General features: G+C 69.8%; 19 protein-coding genes and 1 tRNA gene. 13 read left to right on the forward strand and 7 right to left on the reverse strand.

Going from position 1 to position 18115, the window contains the following annotated elements; all coding sequences use genetic code 11:
* Positions 1 to 119 precede the first annotated feature (119 nt).
* Positions 120 to 1283 (forward strand): molecular chaperone DnaJ, encoded by a 1164-nt coding sequence (gene dnaJ / locus VIL76_RS14195; protein WP_332045684.1) that lies wholly within the window; start codon positions 120 to 122, stop codon positions 1281 to 1283.
* A 133-nt stretch (positions 1284 to 1416) separates the two neighbouring features.
* On the opposite strand, the gene VIL76_RS14200 is transcribed toward dnaJ, so the two are convergent.
* On the reverse strand, positions 1417 to 3333 hold the full coding sequence (locus VIL76_RS14200; RefSeq protein ID WP_332045685.1) for a PQQ-binding-like beta-propeller repeat protein: 1917 nt from the start codon (positions 3331 to 3333) through the stop codon (positions 1417 to 1419).
* Between the two features lie 151 nt (positions 3334 to 3484).
* On the opposite strand from VIL76_RS14200, the gene VIL76_RS14205 reads away from it, so the two are divergent.
* Positions 3485 to 3561, forward strand: a tRNA-Arg gene (locus VIL76_RS14205).
* A 112-nt stretch (positions 3562 to 3673) separates the two neighbouring features.
* On the forward strand, positions 3674 to 5152 hold the full coding sequence (locus tag VIL76_RS14210; RefSeq protein WP_332045686.1) for an MFS transporter: 1479 nt from the start codon (positions 3674 to 3676) through the stop codon (positions 5150 to 5152).
* Here the strand turns inward: VIL76_RS14210 and VIL76_RS14215 are convergent, their stop codons facing one another.
* Positions 5153 to 5899 (reverse strand): hypothetical protein, encoded by a 747-nt coding sequence (locus tag VIL76_RS14215; protein ID WP_332045687.1) that lies wholly within the window; start codon positions 5897 to 5899, stop codon positions 5153 to 5155.
* Positions 5896 to 6261 (reverse strand): VanZ family protein, encoded by a 366-nt coding sequence (locus VIL76_RS14220; RefSeq protein ID WP_332045688.1) that lies wholly within the window; start codon positions 6259 to 6261, stop codon positions 5896 to 5898. Before VIL76_RS14220 ends, VIL76_RS14215 begins: the two co-directional genes overlap by 4 nt.
* A gap of 66 nt (positions 6262 to 6327) precedes the next feature.
* Between VIL76_RS14220 and VIL76_RS14225 the strand changes: the two genes are divergently transcribed.
* The 3 genes from VIL76_RS14225 to VIL76_RS14235 are packed head-to-tail and all read left to right on the forward strand — an operon-like array spanning position 6328 to position 8068.
* Positions 6328 to 6990 carry an HAD-IA family hydrolase gene (locus VIL76_RS14225; RefSeq protein WP_332045689.1) on the forward strand — a complete coding sequence of 221 codons (663 nt, stop codon included), beginning with the start codon at positions 6328 to 6330 and terminating at the stop codon, positions 6988 to 6990.
* Entirely contained in the window at positions 6987 to 7280 is a 294-nt protein-coding gene (locus VIL76_RS14230; protein WP_332045690.1) for a 4a-hydroxytetrahydrobiopterin dehydratase, read from the forward strand. Before VIL76_RS14225 ends, VIL76_RS14230 begins: the two co-directional genes overlap by 4 nt.
* An 11-nt stretch (positions 7281 to 7291) precedes the next feature.
* On the forward strand, positions 7292 to 8068 hold the full coding sequence (locus tag VIL76_RS14235; RefSeq protein WP_332045691.1) for an SDR family oxidoreductase: 777 nt from the start codon (positions 7292 to 7294) through the stop codon (positions 8066 to 8068).
* 4 nt (positions 8069 to 8072) lie between these two features.
* On the opposite strand, the gene VIL76_RS14240 is transcribed toward VIL76_RS14235, so the two are convergent.
* Positions 8073 to 8468 (reverse strand): Tat pathway signal protein, encoded by a 396-nt coding sequence (locus VIL76_RS14240; protein WP_332045692.1) that lies wholly within the window; start codon positions 8466 to 8468, stop codon positions 8073 to 8075.
* A gap of 65 nt (positions 8469 to 8533) precedes the next feature.
* Here VIL76_RS14240 and pseB point away from each other — a divergent pair, with 65 nt between their 5' ends.
* Both pseB and pseC read left to right on the forward strand, forming a co-directional pair.
* Positions 8534 to 9586 carry a UDP-N-acetylglucosamine 4,6-dehydratase (inverting) gene (gene pseB, locus VIL76_RS14245; RefSeq protein ID WP_332045693.1) on the forward strand — a complete coding sequence of 351 codons (1053 nt, stop codon included), beginning with the start codon at positions 8534 to 8536 and terminating at the stop codon, positions 9584 to 9586.
* Positions 9583 to 10734: a UDP-4-amino-4,6-dideoxy-N-acetyl-beta-L-altrosamine transaminase gene (gene pseC, locus VIL76_RS14250; RefSeq protein ID WP_332045694.1), complete on the forward strand. Its 1152-nt coding sequence runs from the start codon at positions 9583 to 9585 to the stop codon at positions 10732 to 10734. The genes pseB and pseC overlap by 4 nt, the downstream gene beginning before the upstream one ends.
* On the opposite strand, the gene VIL76_RS14255 is transcribed toward pseC, so the two are convergent.
* Positions 10731 to 12434, reverse strand: a complete 1704-nt coding sequence (locus VIL76_RS14255; RefSeq protein ID WP_332045695.1) for a hypothetical protein — start codon at positions 12432 to 12434, stop codon at positions 10731 to 10733. The two genes, pseC and VIL76_RS14255, sit on opposite strands and share 4 nt — an antisense overlap.
* A gap of 6 nt (positions 12435 to 12440) precedes the next feature.
* Positions 12441 to 14093: a hypothetical protein gene (locus VIL76_RS14260; protein ID WP_332045696.1), complete on the reverse strand. Its 1653-nt coding sequence runs from the start codon at positions 14091 to 14093 to the stop codon at positions 12441 to 12443.
* A 217-nt stretch (positions 14094 to 14310) separates the two neighbouring features.
* On the opposite strand from VIL76_RS14260, the gene VIL76_RS14265 reads away from it, so the two are divergent.
* From VIL76_RS14265 to VIL76_RS14285, 5 genes are read left to right on the forward strand one after another with little or no spacing between them, the layout of a single operon-like run.
* Positions 14311 to 15030, forward strand: coding sequence for a response regulator transcription factor (locus VIL76_RS14265; protein ID WP_332045697.1), 720 nt, complete (start codon positions 14311 to 14313; stop codon positions 15028 to 15030).
* Positions 14999 to 16621: a stimulus-sensing domain-containing protein gene (locus VIL76_RS14270; RefSeq protein WP_332045698.1), complete on the forward strand. Its 1623-nt coding sequence runs from the start codon at positions 14999 to 15001 to the stop codon at positions 16619 to 16621. The genes VIL76_RS14265 and VIL76_RS14270 overlap by 32 nt, the downstream gene beginning before the upstream one ends.
* Complete coding sequence (locus VIL76_RS14275) at positions 16618 to 17052, forward strand: HPr kinase/phosphorylase (RefSeq protein WP_332045699.1); 435 nt, start codon at positions 16618 to 16620, stop codon at positions 17050 to 17052. Before VIL76_RS14270 ends, VIL76_RS14275 begins: the two co-directional genes overlap by 4 nt.
* A 54-nt stretch (positions 17053 to 17106) precedes the next feature.
* Positions 17107 to 17511, forward strand: a complete 405-nt coding sequence (locus VIL76_RS14280) for a PTS sugar transporter subunit IIA (protein ID WP_332045700.1) — start codon at positions 17107 to 17109, stop codon at positions 17509 to 17511.
* Positions 17508 to 17786 (forward strand): HPr family phosphocarrier protein, encoded by a 279-nt coding sequence (locus VIL76_RS14285; RefSeq protein ID WP_332045701.1) that lies wholly within the window; start codon positions 17508 to 17510, stop codon positions 17784 to 17786. The genes VIL76_RS14280 and VIL76_RS14285 overlap by 4 nt, the downstream gene beginning before the upstream one ends.
* A 1-nt stretch (position 17787) precedes the next feature.
* Here VIL76_RS14285 and VIL76_RS14290 read toward each other — a convergent pair whose 3' ends face one another.
* Complete coding sequence (locus VIL76_RS14290) at positions 17788 to 18111, reverse strand: low molecular weight protein tyrosine phosphatase family protein (RefSeq protein WP_332045702.1); 324 nt, start codon at positions 18109 to 18111, stop codon at positions 17788 to 17790.
* Positions 18112 to 18115 lie beyond the last annotated feature (4 nt).

The following is an 18115-nucleotide window of genomic DNA, read 5'->3' on the forward strand; positions in this document are numbered from 1 at the left end:
CGGGGTCGTCGCCGCCGTCTTCGCGGTACTAGAGGCCCCCGCTCGCTCGGTCACAAACCTTGCAGCCGGGCGGGGGCCATCCCACCTCCAGTACAAGTCAGTGATGATCGTCTGATCCGATGCGGGACTATTACGAGATCCTGGGCGTTCAACGCGGCTGCGACGACGCAGCCCTGAAGGCGGCGTTCCGCAAGCAGGCGATGGTCCACCACCCCGACCGCAACGGCGGTTGCGAGGAGGCGGCGGGCCGGTTCAAGGAAATCAACGAGGCCTATTCGGTCCTCTCTGACCCGCAGAAGCGGGCGGCCTACGACCGCTTCGGCCATGCCGGCGTGAACGGCATGGGCGGCGGCGGACCGGGCGGCGCCCAGTTCCACGACGTGCACGACATCTTCAATGAGGTGTTCGGCGACGTCTTCGGTGACATGTTCGGCGGCCGCGGCGGCCGTCAGCAGCAGAACCGCGGGCCCGCCCGCGGCGCCGACCTGCGCTACGACCTGGAGATCACCCTCGAGCAGGCCTATGCAGGCGCCGAGGTCGAGATCACCGTCCCGGCGGCTATGACCTGCGAGGCCTGCGAAGGTTCCGGCGCCAAGCCCGGCACCTCGCCGACCACCTGCACCACCTGCCAGGGCGCCGGGCGCGTGCGCGCCACCCAGGGCTTCTTCTCCATCGAGCGGGCCTGCCCCCGCTGCGGCGGCTCGGGCCGGATGATCATGGACCCGTGCTCCGAATGCCGTGGCCAGGGCCAGGTGCGCCGCGAGCGCACGCTGTCGGTGCGCATCCCGGCCGGCGTCGACGACGGCGCCCGCATCCGCTTGGCCGGCGAGGGCGATTCCGGCGCCCGCAGCGGCCCGCGCGGGGACCTCTACATCTTCCTGTCCGTGCGTCCGCACGAGCTCTTCGAGCGCGACGGCCTCGACCTGCTCTGCACCGTGCCCGTTCCCATGGCCATCGCGGCCCTGGGCGGCGAGATCGACGCGCCCTGCCTGATGGGCGGCGAGAACTGCGACGGCGAGTGCAAGATCCCGGTCCGCGTGCCCGAGGGCGCCCAGACCGGCAAGACCGTGCGCGTGAAGGGCCGCGGCATGCCGTCCTTGCGTTCGCGCGAGCGCGGCGACCTGGTCGTCGAGCTGTTCGTCGAGACGCCCACCCGGCTCACCGCCCGCCAGAAGGAGCTTCTGCGCGAATTCGCCGACGGCTGCTCCGAACAGCAGCACCCCAAGTCCGCCAGCTTCCTCGGCAAGGCCAAGCGCTTCTGGGAAGAAGTCACAGGGGCCTAAGCGGCGCCGTCTCCCTCCCTTCTCGGGAGCGATAGACCCGGAAGCGGTCAGGGAGGGGGAGTCGCGTTCAAGCGCCGCCTCCAGTTCCTGCCCCACACTTCCTCACCCGGCCCTCCCCTTCAGGGAAGGGAGATCAGCGCTTCGGCCGGTAGGCGATCAGCGTGTTGCCCGGAATCTGCCCGAACGAGCCGTAGCCGGAGCTGACGAACACCATGCCGTCGCCGGCGAACGGGCCGGCCGCGTCGATGGTGCCGCCCTTGCCGGGGACCTTGTTGACCGTCCTGTGCTCGCCGGTGGTGTCGTGCACGGCCAGCACCTTGCCCGTGGCGGCGTCGAACACCCACAGCTTCCCGTCCAGCGAGCCGGCCACGACCGCCCCGTCGATCACCAGCGGCGGCGCGGAGATGCCGTAGCGGTTGGCGCAGACCGGCGCGCGCTTCTGGCGGTCGTTCGCGCAGTCGGCCTGGGCCTTCCAGCGCCAGACCTCTTTGCCGGTCGCGACATCGATGGCGTACATGCCCGCCGCGGTCTTCTCGGCCGGAACGTTCGGGTCGGCGATCGGGGCGAAGACCCGCACCCCGTCGGTGGCGATGCCCCAGTGGACGCCGCCCAGGGGGGTGCCCTCGCCGTACTTCCTGTGCCAGACGAGCTTGCCGTTGGCCGCGTTGACGGCCCAGACGTCGCCGGACTTCTGCCCGCCGAGGATCAGCTCCCGTCCACGCCCCCGCCAGATCACGGGCCCGCCGCCGAAGTCGTGGTCGAGCAGCACGCTGCCCTCGCCGGCGAAGAAGCAGTTGGGGTTCACCGTCTGCCCCGGCCTGGGCGCGCCGACCGGGCAGGCCATGTGCCAGATGTCGTTGGCGAGCGCCTGGAACACCCACTTCTGCCGGCCGGTGGCCAGGTCGACGGCCACCAAGGCGTCGGAGGTGTTGGTCCCCGGCGGAGAGGTGTTCTCCCCGGTGGAGGTGTAGGCCACGCCCTTCTTCAGGTCGACCGAGGGGCTGGACCAGATTGGCGCGCCGGAGGGGCCGAACATCTCCACGCCGGCCGAGTTCTTGCGGCCGAGCGGCTTGGCGTCCTCCATCGTGTGCCAGGTCCACAGCAGCTTGCCGTCGGCCGCGCTCACCGCGGCGAGCGCCCCGTGGGTCTTGCAGCACGCGTAGCCGGCGCGCATGGCGAGGCTCACGTCCGACGCCGAAATCGGGACCAGAATCTTGTCGCCCGCGAACAGCGGCGTGCCCGAGAGCGGCACCTGCTTGTCGTGCCGCGGATCGGCCCGCCAGAGGATCTTGCCGGTCTGGGCGTCGAGCGCCGTCAGCTGGCCGCTGGAGTCGCCGCCCACCAGCGCCATGGGCCCGTTCGGGCCGAGCCGGCCATAGGTGAGGCTGGCGCGGATCTGCGCCGGGGTCCGCGTCGCCCATTTCACGCAGCCGGTCTTGGTGTCCAGCGCCAGCACGTGGCTCGCCTGGCCGGCCGGATAGAAGAGAGTGTTCCCCACCACCACGCCCTGGCCGCGCAGGCCCGACGCACCCGGAATGGCGAAGGCCCACGCCACTTCCAGCTTGGCGACGTCGGCGGTCTTGAGGCCCGCCTGGGCGGCGGTCATCCGCCGGGAGTTGTCGTGGTCGACTCCGTAGCCGATCTGGGCCGGCTTGGCGGACAAGTCCACCTTGGCGCGGTCGGCGGAGCAGCGGTTGTCGTCGATCCAGCCCGTGCCCTGCGGCCCGGCCGGGGCGGCGAGGTAGTTGGCGACGGCCTGGATCTGGCGCCGGTCGAGCTGGTCGCCGATGGGCTTCATGACGCCGGAGGTCAGCGCCGTGGTGATGGTCTGGACGCTCATCCGGCGCAGGCCCGCGACGGGCGCCGCGCGGCTGCCGGGTTCGGGGTTGTTGTGGCACGAGGCGCAGTACTGATCGTAGACGGCCTTGCCCGGATCGTCGGTCGCCTGGGCCTGGGCCTGGCCGCCCAAAACCGCGCCCGCCACCACCACAGAGGCCGCGACCGCCGCAACGCCGCCGCCGCCGGCCGCCCAACGAACCCAAGACTTCATCGACGCTTCCCCAGATACATACCGGCCTTTCGATGGCCGAGATTTGCGGCGGAAGCTAGCCGCGCAGGCTTCCGCGCTGATTGCCCGCGTGAAATCCGCCGCGCCGTTTGCGGCCCGCGGCCGTTTCCGCTAGAGACACGGTCCGCTGAAGGCACCCGTAGCTCAGCTGGATAGAGCGTTGCCCTCCGAAGGCAAAGGTCACACGTTCGAATCGTGTCGGGTGCGCCAGCGGTCCTCCTCCGCGTTGCAGGCCTGAAAGACACCATCCCTTGACGCTTCCCCGGCGTTAGGGCTCGCTTCGTCCCCAAGCGCCCTCGAGAGCGCATTTGGGAGGAACAGGATGGTGGCTAAAAGCCCCGCGGCGCCCGCCGAGCGCCTGCCGCTGCGCACCAAGCTCGCGTTCGGTATCGGCAGTGCGGCCGAGTCGCTCGCGCTCTACTCCGTGTCGAGCTTCGCCCTGCTCTTCTACAACCAGGTGCTGGGGGTCCCCGCCGGATGGGTGACGCTTGCGCTCTCGGCCAGCCTGTTCTTCGACGCCCTTTCCGACCCGGTCGTGGGCTCGCTGTCGGACCGCACCCGCTCAAAATGGGGGCGGCGCCACGTCTACATGTACTTCGCGCCCTTGCCGGTGGCGCTCTGCCTTTTCGCCATCTTCGCGCCGCCGAAGGGGCTGGGAGAGACGGGATTGGCGATCTGGCTGGCCGGCGCGGTGATCCTGCTGCGCCAGGCGATGACCTTCTTCCACACGCCGCACCTGGCGCTCGGCGGCGAGCTGTCGCCGCACTACACCGAGCGGTCCAAGGTGATGGCCTACAACAGCTTCTTCTACTGGGCCGGCGGGGCGCTCACGACCTTCCTCGCCCTGCGAATCTTCTTCAAGGCCACGCCGGAATTCCCCCGCGGCGTCCTCAATCCGGACCCCTATCCCAGCTTCGCCTTCGCGATTTCCGCGGCCGCGCTGGTCATCCTGTTCGCCTCGGCCTGGTTCACCAAGGACCGTATCCCGTTGCTGCCCAAGCCGGCCGCCGACCACCCCGGCTTCAGCCCCAGGGAGTTCATCCGCGACGTCTGGAAGGCGCTGCGGAACATCAACTACGTCTGGCTGCTGATCGGCTACTTCTTCCTGATGATGATGATCGGGCTGCGCGAAGGCATGCGCCTGTTCGTCTACACCTTCTACTGGGGCCTGAACTCCAACGAGATCAGCCTGTTCATACTCGGCAGCTTCGTGGGCTACGCGACCGCCTTCCTGATCGCGCCCCGTCTGCACGGGAAGATCGACAAGAAGCGGACGATCATCTGGGCCGTCGCCGCCTACACCATCGTTCCCCCCATCCCGCTGTTCTTGGGGATCGCCGGCATCCTGACGCCCGAGACCCCCGGTCTGTTGTGGATCCTCATCGCATTCGCCGCCGTGCAGTACGGCGCGATCAGCGTGCTGCAGATCAGCACCACCTCGGCGCTCGCCGACATTGCCGACGAGAACGAGCTGAGGTTCGGCCACCGGCAGGAGGGCGTCCTCTACTCCACCCGCGCCCTGGCGGCGAAGATCGATCAGGCGGTCGGCACGGCGCTGGTCGGGGTCGTGCTGTCGGTGATCGCCTTTCCGGAGAAGGCCAAGCCCGGTAGTATCCCGCCGGAGACCCTCACCAACCTCGCCTGGGCGGACAGCGCCGTGGCGATGATCCCGGGGTTCTTCGCGATCATCTTCTACGCCAAGTACAACATCAGTCGGCAGAGCTACGAGGCTACCCGCGCTGCGCTGGCCGCGCGGCGTGAGGGTGGAGGTCACGTGGCCGCGACGGCGCCGGCGGAGTAGTCAGGCGGGCCTCAGCCGCGCCTTGAGCTGCCCCTCGTAGGCCGCGAGCCCGACGTGGGTGAGCCTGGCCTCAACGTCGGCCCAGATCTCTCCGCCAAGGTCGCGCCAGCGGCGGCAGAAGGCGTAGTCCTCCGAGAGATATCGGCCGGTCTCGGGCTCGACCATGGTCTCGAACACCATCGGGACCGTCGGTGTCGCGGGCTCCACGTCGCCGATATGCGTCATCAGCTCGGGATGAGCCTCGACCACCCGCTCCAGCGCCTCCCGGCGGATCATCAGGAACCCGGTGCCGCCGTAGGCTACCTTCGCCAGGCCATCCTCGATCTCCACCGAATTGTCCCGCGTCGGCAGGAAGCCGACCACGTAGCCGAGACCCGCAGCCATCAGGTCGGCGGCCCCGCCCTGCGCCGCGGCTCGAACCTTCTCCCAGTCGATGTGCTTCACGGGACAGACGGCGGCGGCGACGTCCTTGCCGCTGTCCAGCAGCCGAAAGGCGTTCTCCGGGCCGAAGCCGATGTCGGCGTCGCAGAACAGCAGATGGGTGGCGTGCGGGTGGGCGAGGAAGCGGGCGGCGAGCCGGCTGCGGGCGCGGACCACCAGCGGGTCGTTGTCCAGCAGTTCCACGTGCAGGCCAACCCCGCGGGCGCGGCAGGCGCCCTGCAGGCCCAGTGTCGAGCGCAGGTAGTGGATCGCCACCTGACCGCCATGGCAGGGCGTGGCGAGGAAGATGAAGGGCGGAGGGCTCATGGAATCCGCGACCCCAGGATGGCCCGGACCGCTGCAGCGGCCAGGAAGGCGGCGGCCACCCCGATGGCGTCGGCGACGAAGTCGCGCCAGTCGCCGTTGCGGCCGAGCGGCATGATCGCCTGCAGCATCTCGATCGCCAGCGCCAGCCCGAGGCTGTAGGCGGCGATCGCCCGCGGCCGCCTCGGGCTCAGCGTGAGGCCCAGGGCCGTCAGGACGAACCAGCCGGCCGCATGCTCCACCTTGTCGCTGAGGTTCGGCTGGGGAAGCGCGTCAGTGGGCGCCAGGCAGATGTAGAGCAGCACGGCGCTGGCCAGCGCATAGAGCGCCAGGCGCAGGGGACGGGGAAGCCTGTGGGGCAGCATCGCGCCCTTACTTGCACGCTCCGGCCGGCGTCTCTAGCGTCCGCGGCCGCAGGTTCGGAGTGCGCGATGGCGGTCGAGGCGGTGATCTGGGATTTCGGCGGGGTCTTCACCTCCTCGCCGTTCGAGGCCTTCAATCGTCTGGAGGCGGAGCTCGGCGCGCCGAAGGACCACATCCGCCGGGTGAACGCGACGAACCACCACGACAACGCCTGGGCCCTCTTCGAGCGCAACGAGATCGACCCGGAGCGCTTCGACCAGCTGTTCCTCGAGGAGTCCACGGCGTTGGGCTTCGGCATCCGCGGCGCCGATGTCCTGCCGAAGCTGTCGGGGGAGCTGCGGCCGCGGATGGTCGCCGCGCTGAAGGCCTGCAAGGCGGCAGGCTTCAAGGTTGGCTGCATCACCAACAACGTGGTCTCGATGCACAGCCCCGGCCAGAACGAGGTCCAGCAGGCGGCCGGCGCCATGGGCCAGGTGCTGCCCTACTTCGACGCCGTCATCGAGAGCAGCAAGGCTGGCGTCCGCAAGCCGGACCCGCGCATTTACATAATGATGTGCGAGCTGCTGGCCGTGGAGCCCGCCGCCTGCGTCTACCTCGACGACCTCGGCATCAACTGCAAGCCGGCCGCCCAGCTGGGTATGAAGGCCATCAAGGTGGTCGATGTCGACCAGACGCTCGCCGAGCTCTCCGCCGCCACGGGCCTGACCTTCGACGCCGAGGCTGGCGCATGAGCCGGCCGCAGAAGATCGGCGCCGAAGCGGCGCTTGCGCGGCTCCCCGGCTGGACCAATGTGGAGGGCGGCCGCGATGCGATCGCCCGCAGCTACCGCTTCAAGGATTTCAACGCCGCCTTCGGCTTCATGACGCGCGTCGCCCTGATGGCCGAGAAGCTCGACCACCATCCGGAATGGTTCAACGTCTACAATCGGGTCGAGGTGACGCTCGCCACCCACGACGCCGACGGGGTGACCGAGCTGGACGTCACGCTGGCGAGCTTCATGGACGAGGCGGCGGGAGGCTGAGGGAGGATCGGATGGCAGGACGGGTCGCGGGCAAGAAGGCTTTCATCTCCGGCGGGGCCCAGGGTCTGGGCGCCGCCATGGCGCGCAAGCTGGCGGCGGAGGGCGCCAAGGTCTCCATCGGCGACATCAACCACGAGGGCGCCAGGGCCGTCGCCGCCGAGATCGACGCCGCGCACGGGGCGGGGACCGCGTTCGCCTTCCCGCTCGACGTCACCAAGGAAGACCAGTGGATCTTCGCCCTGGAGGAGGCCGACGCGGCCATGGGCGGCATCTCGGTCCTGGTGAACAACGCGGGCATCAGCCGCGGCGGCAACATCGAGCAGCTCAGCTACGAGGACTGGAAGCTCGTGCAGGCCGTGAACGAGGACTCCGTCTTCCTCGGGACCAAGTACGCGCTCAAGTACCTGCGCCAGAACCAGCCCGGCTCGATCATCAACATCAGCTCGATCGCGGGCCTGATCGCCGCCCACAACTCGCCGGCCTACAACGCCTCGAAAGCCGCGGTGTGGCTGCTCTCGAAGGGCATCGCGCTGCACTGCGCCAAGCAGGGCCTCGACATCCGGTCGAACTCGATCCACCCGACCTTCATCGACACGCCGATCCTCGACCCGCTGCGCCAGCAGTTCGGCAAGGAAGTGGCCGACGCCAAGCTCGCCCGGCAGATCCCGCTCGGGCACATCGGCGAGCCCGACGATATCGCCAACGCGGTCCTCTACCTCGCCTCCGACGAGAGCAAGTTCATGACCGGCGCCGAGCTGAAGCTCGACGGCGGCATCAGCGCGATGTGAGGCGCTAGTTCACCAGGATCGCGCCGACCAGCAGCTTCGCGCCGGGCCGGCCGAGGACGGCGTCGGTGTCCTTCTGCAGTGTGCGGGCCAGGAAGTCGGCGTTGGGCGGGACGCCCGGGGTGAGCCCGGCCGCGTACGTCTGAACGGTGCTGGCGTAGGCCGAGCGGAGCCTGGGCATGGACTGCTTCACCCGCTCGCGCAGATTGCCGTCCTGGACGTCGAGGCCGCACTCCACCGTCAGCACGCCCCGCTTGGCGCCCTTCATGGTCGTGCCGACCAGGGTCTGGACGACCAGGTAGCTCGAGCCGCCGCCGCGCTTCTTCGGGTCCTCGCCGCCCCAGGCGTGGGCGAGCGCGGGCAGGGCGGCCATGGCGAAGGCCAGGAACAGGCGGCGGTCCATGCGGCAAGACTGCCCAAACATGGTTAGCGCTCTCTTTACGTCCGACGGCCGACACTGCCCTCCAGATGAGATTCGCCCCGACTAAACTCGACCTCGACGGCAAGGTGGTGCTGGTCACCGGCGGCACCGGCTCGTTCGGCCGCCGTTTCGTCGAAACCGTTCTCTGCCGCGCCAAGCCGCGGAAGCTGATCGTCTATTCCCGCGACGAGCTGAAGCAGAGCGAGATGCAGATGGACCTCGCCGAGCGGTTCGGCGGCGACGCGCTCTCGCACATGCGGTTCTTCCTGGGGGACGTGCGCGACCGCGAGCGGCTGACCCTGGCGCTGCGCGGCGTCGACATCGTCATCCATGCCGCGGCCCTGAAGCAGGTGCCGGCCGCCGAGTACAACCCATCGGAGTGCATCCACACCAACATCATGGGCGCCGAGAACGTGGTCTGGGCGGCCCTGAACAATCGGGTGAAGCAGGTGGTGGCGCTCTCCACCGACAAGGCCTGCAACCCGATCAACCTCTACGGCGCCACGAAGCTCGCCTCCGACAAGACCTTCGTGGCGGCCAACAACCTCTCCGGCGACATCGGCACCCGCTTCGCCGTGGTCCGCTACGGCAACGTGGTGGGCTCGAGGGGCTCCGTCGCCCCGCTCTACCAGCGGCTGATCGCCAAGGGCGTGACGGAGCTGCCGATCACCGACGAGCGGATGACGCGGTTCTGGATCACCCTGAACCAGGGCGTGGAGTTCGTGCTGTCGTCGCTGTCGATTATGCGCGGCGGCGAGATCTTCGTGCCGAAGATCCCCTCCATGCGGATGACCGACCTCGCCGAGGCCATGGCGCCGGGGTGCCGGATCAAGGTGATCGGCATCCGCCCCGGCGAGAAGCTGCACGAGATGATGATCTCGGCCGACGACGCGCGCACAACCGTGGACCTCGGCGACCGCTACGCCATCGAGCCGGCGTTCGCCGAGTACGCGCGCGAGCACCTGGACGGCAAGCCGCTGCCGGAGGGCTTCTCCTACGCGTCGGACACCAACGACGAGTGGCTCTCGGGCGAGGGACTGCTGAAGCTGCTGGGCGAGGCGGCCCCGGTGCAGCGCCGCCGCCGCGCCAGCGACGCATGATCCCCTACGGCCGACAGCTCATCGAGGCCGACGACATCGCGGCGGTGGCCGAGGCGCTGCAGGCGGACTTCCTCACCACCGGGCCGCTGGTCGACCGGTTCGAAGCCGCCTTCGCGGAGGCGGTGGGGGCCAAGCACGCCGTGGCCTGCGCCAACGGCACCGCGGCCCTGCACCTGGCCATGCTGGCGCTCGACCTGCAGCCGGACGAGCACGTGGTGGTCCCCTCAATCACCTTCCTGGCGACGGCCAACTGCGCTCGCTACGTCGGCGGCGAGGTGATCTTCGCCGACGTTGACCCGGACACCGGGCTGATGACGCCCGACGCCCTGCGGGACGCCCTGCGCCGCCCTGGTGTCGGCAAGGTGCGCGCCGTTCTGCCGGTCCACCTGCGCGGCGACGCCTGCGACTTGCCGGGTCTGGCGGGGGTCGCCCGCGACGCCGGGGCCGTGCTCGTCGAGGACGCGCCCCACGCGCTCGGAACGACGATGACTTTCGGCAATCAGACGGAGACTGTCGGCGATGTGCGCCATTCGGCCATGGCGACCTTCTCCTTCCACCCGGTGAAGACCATCGCCACCGGCGAGGGTGGAATGGTCACCACCAGCGATCCGGCGATTGCCGAACGGCTGAGGGTGATGCGCAGCCACGGCATGGTGCGGCCGCAGGGCTGCGAGCCCTGGTGGTACGAGATGCCGGAGCCCGGCTTCAACTACCGCCTGCCGGACATCCTCTGCGCGCTAGGCCTCTCGCAGCTGGCCAAGCTCCCGAGGTTCGCCGCGCGCCGGCGCGAGATCGCAAAGCGGTACGAAACCGCGCTGGCGCCGCTGGCGCCGCTGGTCAGGCCCGCCGCCTCGCCAGGCTGGAGCGACCCCGTCCTGCACCTGATGACCGTGCTGATCGACTTCCAGGCCGCGGGACGCACCCGGCTCGAGGTGGTCGAGGCCTTGAAGGCGCGCGGCGTCGGCAGCCAGGTCCACTACATCCCGGTCCACCGCCAGCCGTACTATAGGGCGCGTTACGGCCCCCTGGAGCTGCCGGGCGCAGAAGCCTGGTACGCGCGCTGCCTGACCCTGCCGCTCTATCCGGGCATGGCCGACGAGGACGTGGCGACGGTGGTCGCGGCGCTGAAAGAGGCGCTGGGGCTCTAGGCCGCCAGGCCGGCCTGCTGGATCAGGTCCCTGACCACGGCTACCTGCCCCTCGTCGCGTGAAAGCTCGGCGCGGAGCTCGTCTTCGCGCACGAGCTTCATGGCTTCGGTGCGGGCGCGGTCGGAGGCGAGGCCCAGCGGCGCCGTCTCGCCGGCGGCGAGCCGCAGCAGATAGGTGAGCTTCTGGACCGCCGAGACGTTCGAGCGGACCAGAGCGGCCACCAGGTTGGCCTTGGCCTCCAGCTTGCCGCCGAGCTGCCCCAGCTTCTGTTCGATGGCGTTGGCGTCGGCGCGCGGGAGGCTGCTGGCGGCCACCGCCCTTTGCAGGGCGGCGAGGCTGGCAAGCTGCGCCGCGGGCCCCTGAGCGGCGGCGAGCGTCTCTGTCTCGAACTTCAGGCCGAAGACCGAACCTTGCAGGAGACGCGCGGCGCGCCGCTTGTTGGCCGTGCCGATGACGTTCTGCGCCAACCAGAGCAGGGATTCCGCCTCGTGCCGGGCCGAGCGGCCTTCGCCCAGGTAGGCGTCGAGGAAGTCGCTGGAGAGCAGGGTGCGCGAGCGCGAACCCAGCGCCGCCAGCAGGTCCTCCTCGGGCAGCAGGGCCCCGGCCGCCGCGGTCAGCGACATGGCCAGTGCGCGAAGCACCATGATCTCGTCCGCGGCATTGGACGGCCGCAGCCGCTTGTGGCCGTGCAGGTCGCCGAGCACCCGCTTCGCGGCCGCGGCGCGGGCCCTCTTGAGCTCGTCCGCGGTCAGCAGGGCGGCCAGGCGGGCGGCCTCGGCCGAGAGCTGCGGGATGACGCGGCGTATCTGCGGGTCGGTTTCCGCAGCCTGTTCGACGGCCTCGGGAATGATCAGGCGGGCCAGCGCGATAAGCGCCCCGCCGAGGTCGTCGCAATCGCCCACCAGGGCCTGTAAGGCGGCGCTGGAGGTCAGCATCTCGGCCAGCGGCTGGTCGAGGACGGACAGGGCCAGGTCGCGGCCGGGGCCTTCCACGGGTGCGGCCTGCAGCAGGTCGAGCAGGATCTTCGCCTTTTCGCGCCACGATCCGGCGCCCGCGCTGGCGGCGGCGACCGACAGGCCCAGCAGGAACTCGTCCTCGGGCTTGCCAGCCAGCGAGATGGCCAGGGCGCCGAAGCCGCCGGGCTCGGCCTTGACGACGCCGGCTTGTGCGTGGCGCCGCAGCCGGCTGCCGGCCCCGGCCAGCAGGCCCTGCACCCGTCGGATCATCTCGTGGGTGACGCCTCCGCGGATCTGCACCTCGGCGATGGCGAATTTCTGGATGGCGTGCTGCAGCTCGGTGCTGGCGGCCTCCAGCTGCTCGACCACGCCGGCATTGTGCAGCAGCTCGAAGGGGGTGACGTGGTTGCGCGCCAGCCAACTCTCGATCAGACCGGCGATGCGCTCGCGGGCGCGATCGGTGTAGAGGTCGTCCGGGCTGCCGCAGAGTGGGTCCCAGTCTCCCAGCGTCGCCTTGCGCGTGGCGCCCTCCACCGCCTCCTTGAACAGGGTCTCGGACTGGAAGGTGCAGTTCTTCTCGTTGAAGGTCTCCTTGGTGACCATGGCTCCGGCCACGCGGCCGCTCTTCACCAGGTCCTCGGCCGTCGAGAGCGCGATGTGCGGCTGATCGGTCGCGATCTCCAGGGCCCAACGTGACGTCGGGCTCGTGCGAATGAAGACCTCGTAGTGGACGAGCGGGTCCATCTGGGTCTAGGCCGCCAGGCCGGCGCTATGGATGAGCTCGCGCACGGCCTCCATCTGGGCGGCGTCCTTGGAAAGCTCGGCGCGCAGGCCGTCGTCGCGGACCAGCTTCAGCGCCTCGTTGCGCGCACGATCGGCCGCAGGCCCCGGCGGGGCGGTCTCGCCGCTGGCGAGGCGGAGCAGGTAGGAAAGCTTCTGGACCGCCGGAGCGCTGGCTGCAGCCAGGGCGGCGATCAGCCGGGCCTCGGCCTCGATGCGGCCGCCCAGCTCGCCCAGGTAGTCCCGGACCGGGCCGGAGTCCTCCGGCGCCAGGCCGCAGCGGCCGACGGCGCGGTGCAGCGCGGCCAGGCCCTGCAGACGCACGGGGGGCGTCTCAAGGTTGCCGAGCGCCTCCTTCTCGAAGCGCAGGTTGACGATGACGGCGTGCAGCCAGCGGGCCGCGTGGCGCTTGTTGGCGGCGCCGATGACATTCTCGGCCAGCCAGACCAGAGCCTCGGCCTCCTCGCGGGCGGTCTTACCCGGGCCGAGGTAGGCTTCCACGAAATCGCCGGCGATCAGCATCTTGGAGCGTACGGAGAAGGCGGCGGCCACGTCCTCGGCCGCCAGGAGCTTGCCGGCCGCGGCGGTCAGCGACATGGCGAGCGCCCGCAGCACGTGAATCTCGGTCTCGGCGTCGCCGGGGCAAAGGCGACGCGGCCCGTTCAGCTCGGCCACGATGCGCTTGCCGAGCGCGGTGCGGACCTCGTTAAAGTCCTCCGACGCCAGCCATCTGCCGAGGCGCTGGGCCTCCGGCGAGAACTCCGGCATCACGCGCGACACCGAGCGCTCGACCTTGATCAGCAGCTCCACCGCCTCGGCTGCGGCCAAGCGGGTCAGGGCGGCCAGGGAGCCGCCCAGGTGGGCGCTCTTGCCGACGATGCCGTCCAGGCCGGCGCGGGAGCCGAGGATTTCGGCCAGCGGCTGCTCCAGCACGGTCATGGCGAGATTGCGGGCAGGGCCGGCCTCGGCGGGCGCAGCGTCCGCCAGGTCCAGCAGGTGGTTGAGCTTCTCGGTCCAGTCCTTGCCGTCCGCGATCGCCACGGCGACGGCGGAGCCCAGCAGGAAGGCGGCGTCGGGCTGGCCGACGAGCCGCTGGGCGGCGGCCGGGAAGTCGGAGGTTTGGCGGATCGAGGGGACCAGCCCCTTCTTGTGGCTGGAGCGCAGGCGGTCGATGGCGCGGTCCACGAGCCGGTGGAACACGCGCATAAGCTCGTGGGTGTTAAGGCCGCGCGCCGTGGCTTCCGGAACCGCGACCTTCTGGACGGCGTGTTGCAGCTCGCTGCCCGCGGCTTCCAGCTGCTCCACGAGGTCCGGGCGGTGCAGCAGCTCGAAGGGCGTCGCCTTCTTGCGCATCAGCCAGTCCTCGAGCAACTCGCCGATGCGGGTCCGCGCATGGATCGAATAGAGGTCCTCCGCCGTGACGCAGAGGGGCTCCGCCGGCATTTCGGTGGCGCGGCGCTTCTTGGGGGCTTCTTCGGCGCCGCCGCGGAAGACGGTGACGGTGGCGAACTCGCCTGTCTCGATGTCCAGGGTCTCCTTGGTCACCTTGGCGGAGGCGACCTGGCCCTCCTTCAGGAGCTCCTCGGCGGTGCTGACCGCCAGGTCACGCCTGTCGGTGGCCATCTCCAGCTTCCAGGGCGAAGAGGGATTTTTCCGGACAAAAACCTCGAAATGTACGCGCCCGTTATCCATTTACTTCCCCTGGAGAGCCGCGGAACTGTGCCCCAAACAACTTAAGGGCGCGTTGCCTCGCGGCGGGGTCGTAGGCGGTCGCCCCATTGAGGCCACGGACGGCGACGACTAGCTTGACCCTTCTTCCGGAGGAGACTTCGAAACCCCGATGGCCAAGATCACCCTGGTGGACGACGACGAGAACATCGTCACGTCCGTGAGCCTCGCCCTTGAGAGCCACGGCCACACAATCAAGGCCTACTACGACGGCGCGGCTGGTCTGGCGGCGCTGGAGAACGATCCGCCGGACCTCGCCATCCTCGACGTGAAGATGCCGCGGATGGACGGGATGGAGGTGCTGCGCCGCCTGCGCCGGACCTCCGACCTGCCGGTGATCATCCTGACGTCCAAGGACGAGGAGATCGACGAGATCCTCGGCTTCAACCTGGGCGCCGACGACTACATCCACAAGCCGTTCAGCCAGCGCCTGCTCATCGAGCGGGTGAAGGCCGTGCTGCGGCGGGCCGGGATCGACGGCGAGGAGCCGGTCCCCGGGGCGCCTGCGGTCGCAGGCGCCGAAGGCTCGCGCGCCATAAAACGGGGCAAGCTCACCCTGGACCCCGCCCGCCACGACTGTCTGTGGGAAGGCCGGCCTGTGAAGCTGACGGTCACCGAGTTCCTGCTGCTGCAGTCGCTCGCCCAGCGGCCCGGCTTCGTAAAGAGCCGCGACAACCTCATGGACGCGGCCTACGACGACCAGGTCTATGTCGACGACCGCACCATCGACAGCCACATCAAGCGCATGCGCAAGAAGTTCAGGGACGTGGACCCCGAGTTCGACGCTATCGAAACCCTCTATGGCGTCGGCTACCGATACCGCGAGAGCTGAGCCCGCCGCGGCCGAGCGGCCGTCCGAGCGGGGGGAGCGGCGCGGCCTGAGGCTGCGCCTGCCGGGCACGCGGCTGGGCCGGCTGATCATCGCGCTGAATGTGCTTGGCCTGGCGATCCTGATCAGCGGGGCCCTGATCCTCAACGAGCTGCGCCGCGGCCTGGTGGAGGCGCGGATCGACAGCCTGACTACGCAAGGGGAGCTGATCGCCACCATCATCGACCAGGCCGCCACGGTTGGCGAGCCGGAGCCGGCGATGGATGCGACCTACGCGAGCCTGCTGCTGCAGATGCTCGCCAACCCGCAGAACCAGCGCGCGCGCCTGTTCGACAAGGAGGGGCGGGTGATCGCCGACTCCGACTGGGTCGCCGACCGCGTCGAGCAGCGCGAGCTGCCGCCGGCCCGCCCGCGCGAGGAGCAGGGCGCTCTGAAGCTGGACCTGCCCGGCCGGGGCAAGCCCACGCCCGCCGACGCCCGCAAGGAGCTGGCCGAGGAGGTGCAGGCCGCCATGCGCGGCGGCCGGCCGACGGGGATGCGCCGCGGCGACGACGGCGAGCGGGTGGTCTCGGTCTCCATCCCCATCCAGCACGTGCAGGCGGTGCTGGGAGTGCTGACGCTCGAAGCCCGCGACGTGGACGAGATCATCGCCCGCGAGCGCATGGCCCTGATCCCCTTCATCCTGATCGCCATCGGGGTGACCTTGCTGTCGAGCCTGCTGCTGAACACCCTGGTGGCCCAGCCGGTGCTCAGGCTCGCCCGCGCCGCCGACCGGGTGCGCATGTCGCGCGCCCGGGCCATCAGCCTGCCCGACCTGGCGGGCCGCGAGGACGAGCTCGGAGACCTCACCCGATCGCTGCAGGACATGACCCATGCGCTCTCCGAGCGGATGGACGCCATCGAGCGCTTCGCCGCCGACGTGGCGCACGAGATCCGCAATCCGCTGACTTCGCTCCGCTCCGCCGTCGAGACCCTGGACCTGGTGAAGGACGCCGCCGCCCGCGACCGGCTGCTGAAGATCTTGAAGAACGACGTGCAGCGCCTGGACCGGCTGGTCACCGACATCTCCAACGCCTCGCGCCTGGACGCCGAGCTCTCCCGCGACTCGCCCAAGCCCATCGACCTAGAGCGGCTGATGACCGACGTGGTGGCGCTGTACCAGGCGACGATGAAGCCCGGCGAGGTGGGGGTGCGCCTGGAGAGCTCCGGCGGCATGATGCCGATGACGGTGAACGGCCGCGAGGGCCCGCTGTCGCAGATCTTCCGCAACCTCATCGACAACGCCCGCTCCTTCTCGCCCGCCGACAAGGAGGTGGTGGTGGCGCTCGCCCGCCATCGCGACGAGGTGGTGGCCACCGTCTCCGACGAGGGCCCCGGCATCCCGCCGGAGAACCTGGAGACCGTCTTCGAGCGGTTCTACACCTCGCGGCCCAAGGGCGCGGCGTTCGGGGGCAACTCGGGCCTGGGGCTCTCCATCGCCCGGCAAATCGCAGAGGCGCACGGCGGCACCCTGCGAGCCGCGAACCGGGTGGATCGGGGGGGCAAGATCGTGGGCGCCAGCTTCATCCTCGTCCTGCCCGCCGCCGGTACATGATCCGCCACGCCGGTCTCATCGCGGCGCGCGCGAATGGCTCATGGCGCGGCGTGCTGATCCAAGGCCCGTCCGGCGCGGGCAAGAGCGACCTGGCGATCCGGGCGCTGTCCCTCGGATACCGCCTCGTCGCCGACGACCGGGTGGTGCTCTGGACTTCGGGCGGCCGCCTGTTCGGCCGCGCGCCCGACACGCTCGCCGGCCTCCTGGAGGTGCGCGGGCTGGACGTCGTCCGGCTCGACCCCCTGCCCCTGTGCGAAGTGGCGCTGGTGGTCCGCTGCGCCGCGCCTGAGCGCCTCCCCGATCCCCGGACCGAGACCATCCTGGACGTCACCCTGCCGGCGATCGATCTCGATCCCCGCGAGCCCTCCGCGCCTGCGAAACTGAGTCACGCGCTCGCACGCTTTGACGGGGCGGCCAACAGGCGTATTTAGGCCCGCCCGCGGGATGTTGCGGGCCGGGTGGGGATCCCCCTTGAGACAGTTCGCATGATCGGGCTCGTGATCGTGACGCACGGGCGGCTGGCGGAGGAGTTCGTCTTCGCCATGGAGCACGTGGTGGGGCCGCAGGCTGCGGTCGAGTCCATCTGCATCGGGCCCGAGGACGACATGGAACGCCGCCGCAAGGACATCCTCGAGGCCTGCGCCCGGGTCGAGACCGGCTCCGGCGTGATCCTGCTGACGGACATGTTTGGCGGCACCCCCTCCAACCTCGCCATCTCGGTGATGGAGCAGACCCGCGCCGAGGTGATCGCCGGGCTGAACCTGCCGATGCTGATCAAGCTTGCCTCCGTGCGCAGTCGCCAGACTCTCGAGGACGCCGTGGCCTGCGCCCAGGAGGCCGGCCGCAAGTACATCTCCGTCGCCTCCTACGTGCTCGCTGGGGAAAAGTGAGCGAACAGGTCTCCCGCACCGTCGAGATCATCAACAAGCGCGGCCTGCATGCGCGCGCCTCGGCCAAGTTCGTGAAGATGGCGGCCACTTACGACGCGGAGGTCCGGGTCACCAAAGACGGCCAGACCGTCGACGCCCGTTCGATCATGGGCCTGATGATGCTCGCCGCCAGCCCCGGCTGCTGCATCGACATCGAAGCGGAGGGGCCTCAGGCCGCCGAAGCCATCGAGGCGCTCACGGCCCTGGTTCAGGGCCGCTTCGAGGAGGACGAGTAGCCTAGGGTAGGTGCGGGGTGACCCGCGCCTTCAGTAGGGCGACCAGTTGCGGGTCCATCAATTCGTACTCGTCCGGAATGTTCAGGCAGATCACCCTGGCTTTCTTCAGGTGTTCTTTGAACCGCTTGGAGAGTTTGTTCCTGTGGGCGCGCTCCATCACGAACACGATGTCCGCCCATTCGAGAGCCTCGGACGAGACCGGGTTCCCGCAACTGGCGTCCAGTCCCGCCGAGGCGACCTCGATGCCGCGGTAGTCTGCGAAGACCTGCTCGGCAGTCGGGCTTCGGAGCCGGTTGGCCGAGCACACGAAGAGGACGTTCCTCATCCGC

The organism is Phenylobacterium sp. (assembly GCF_036563285.1).
Taxonomy (GTDB): domain Bacteria; phylum Pseudomonadota; class Alphaproteobacteria; order Caulobacterales; family Caulobacteraceae; genus Phenylobacterium.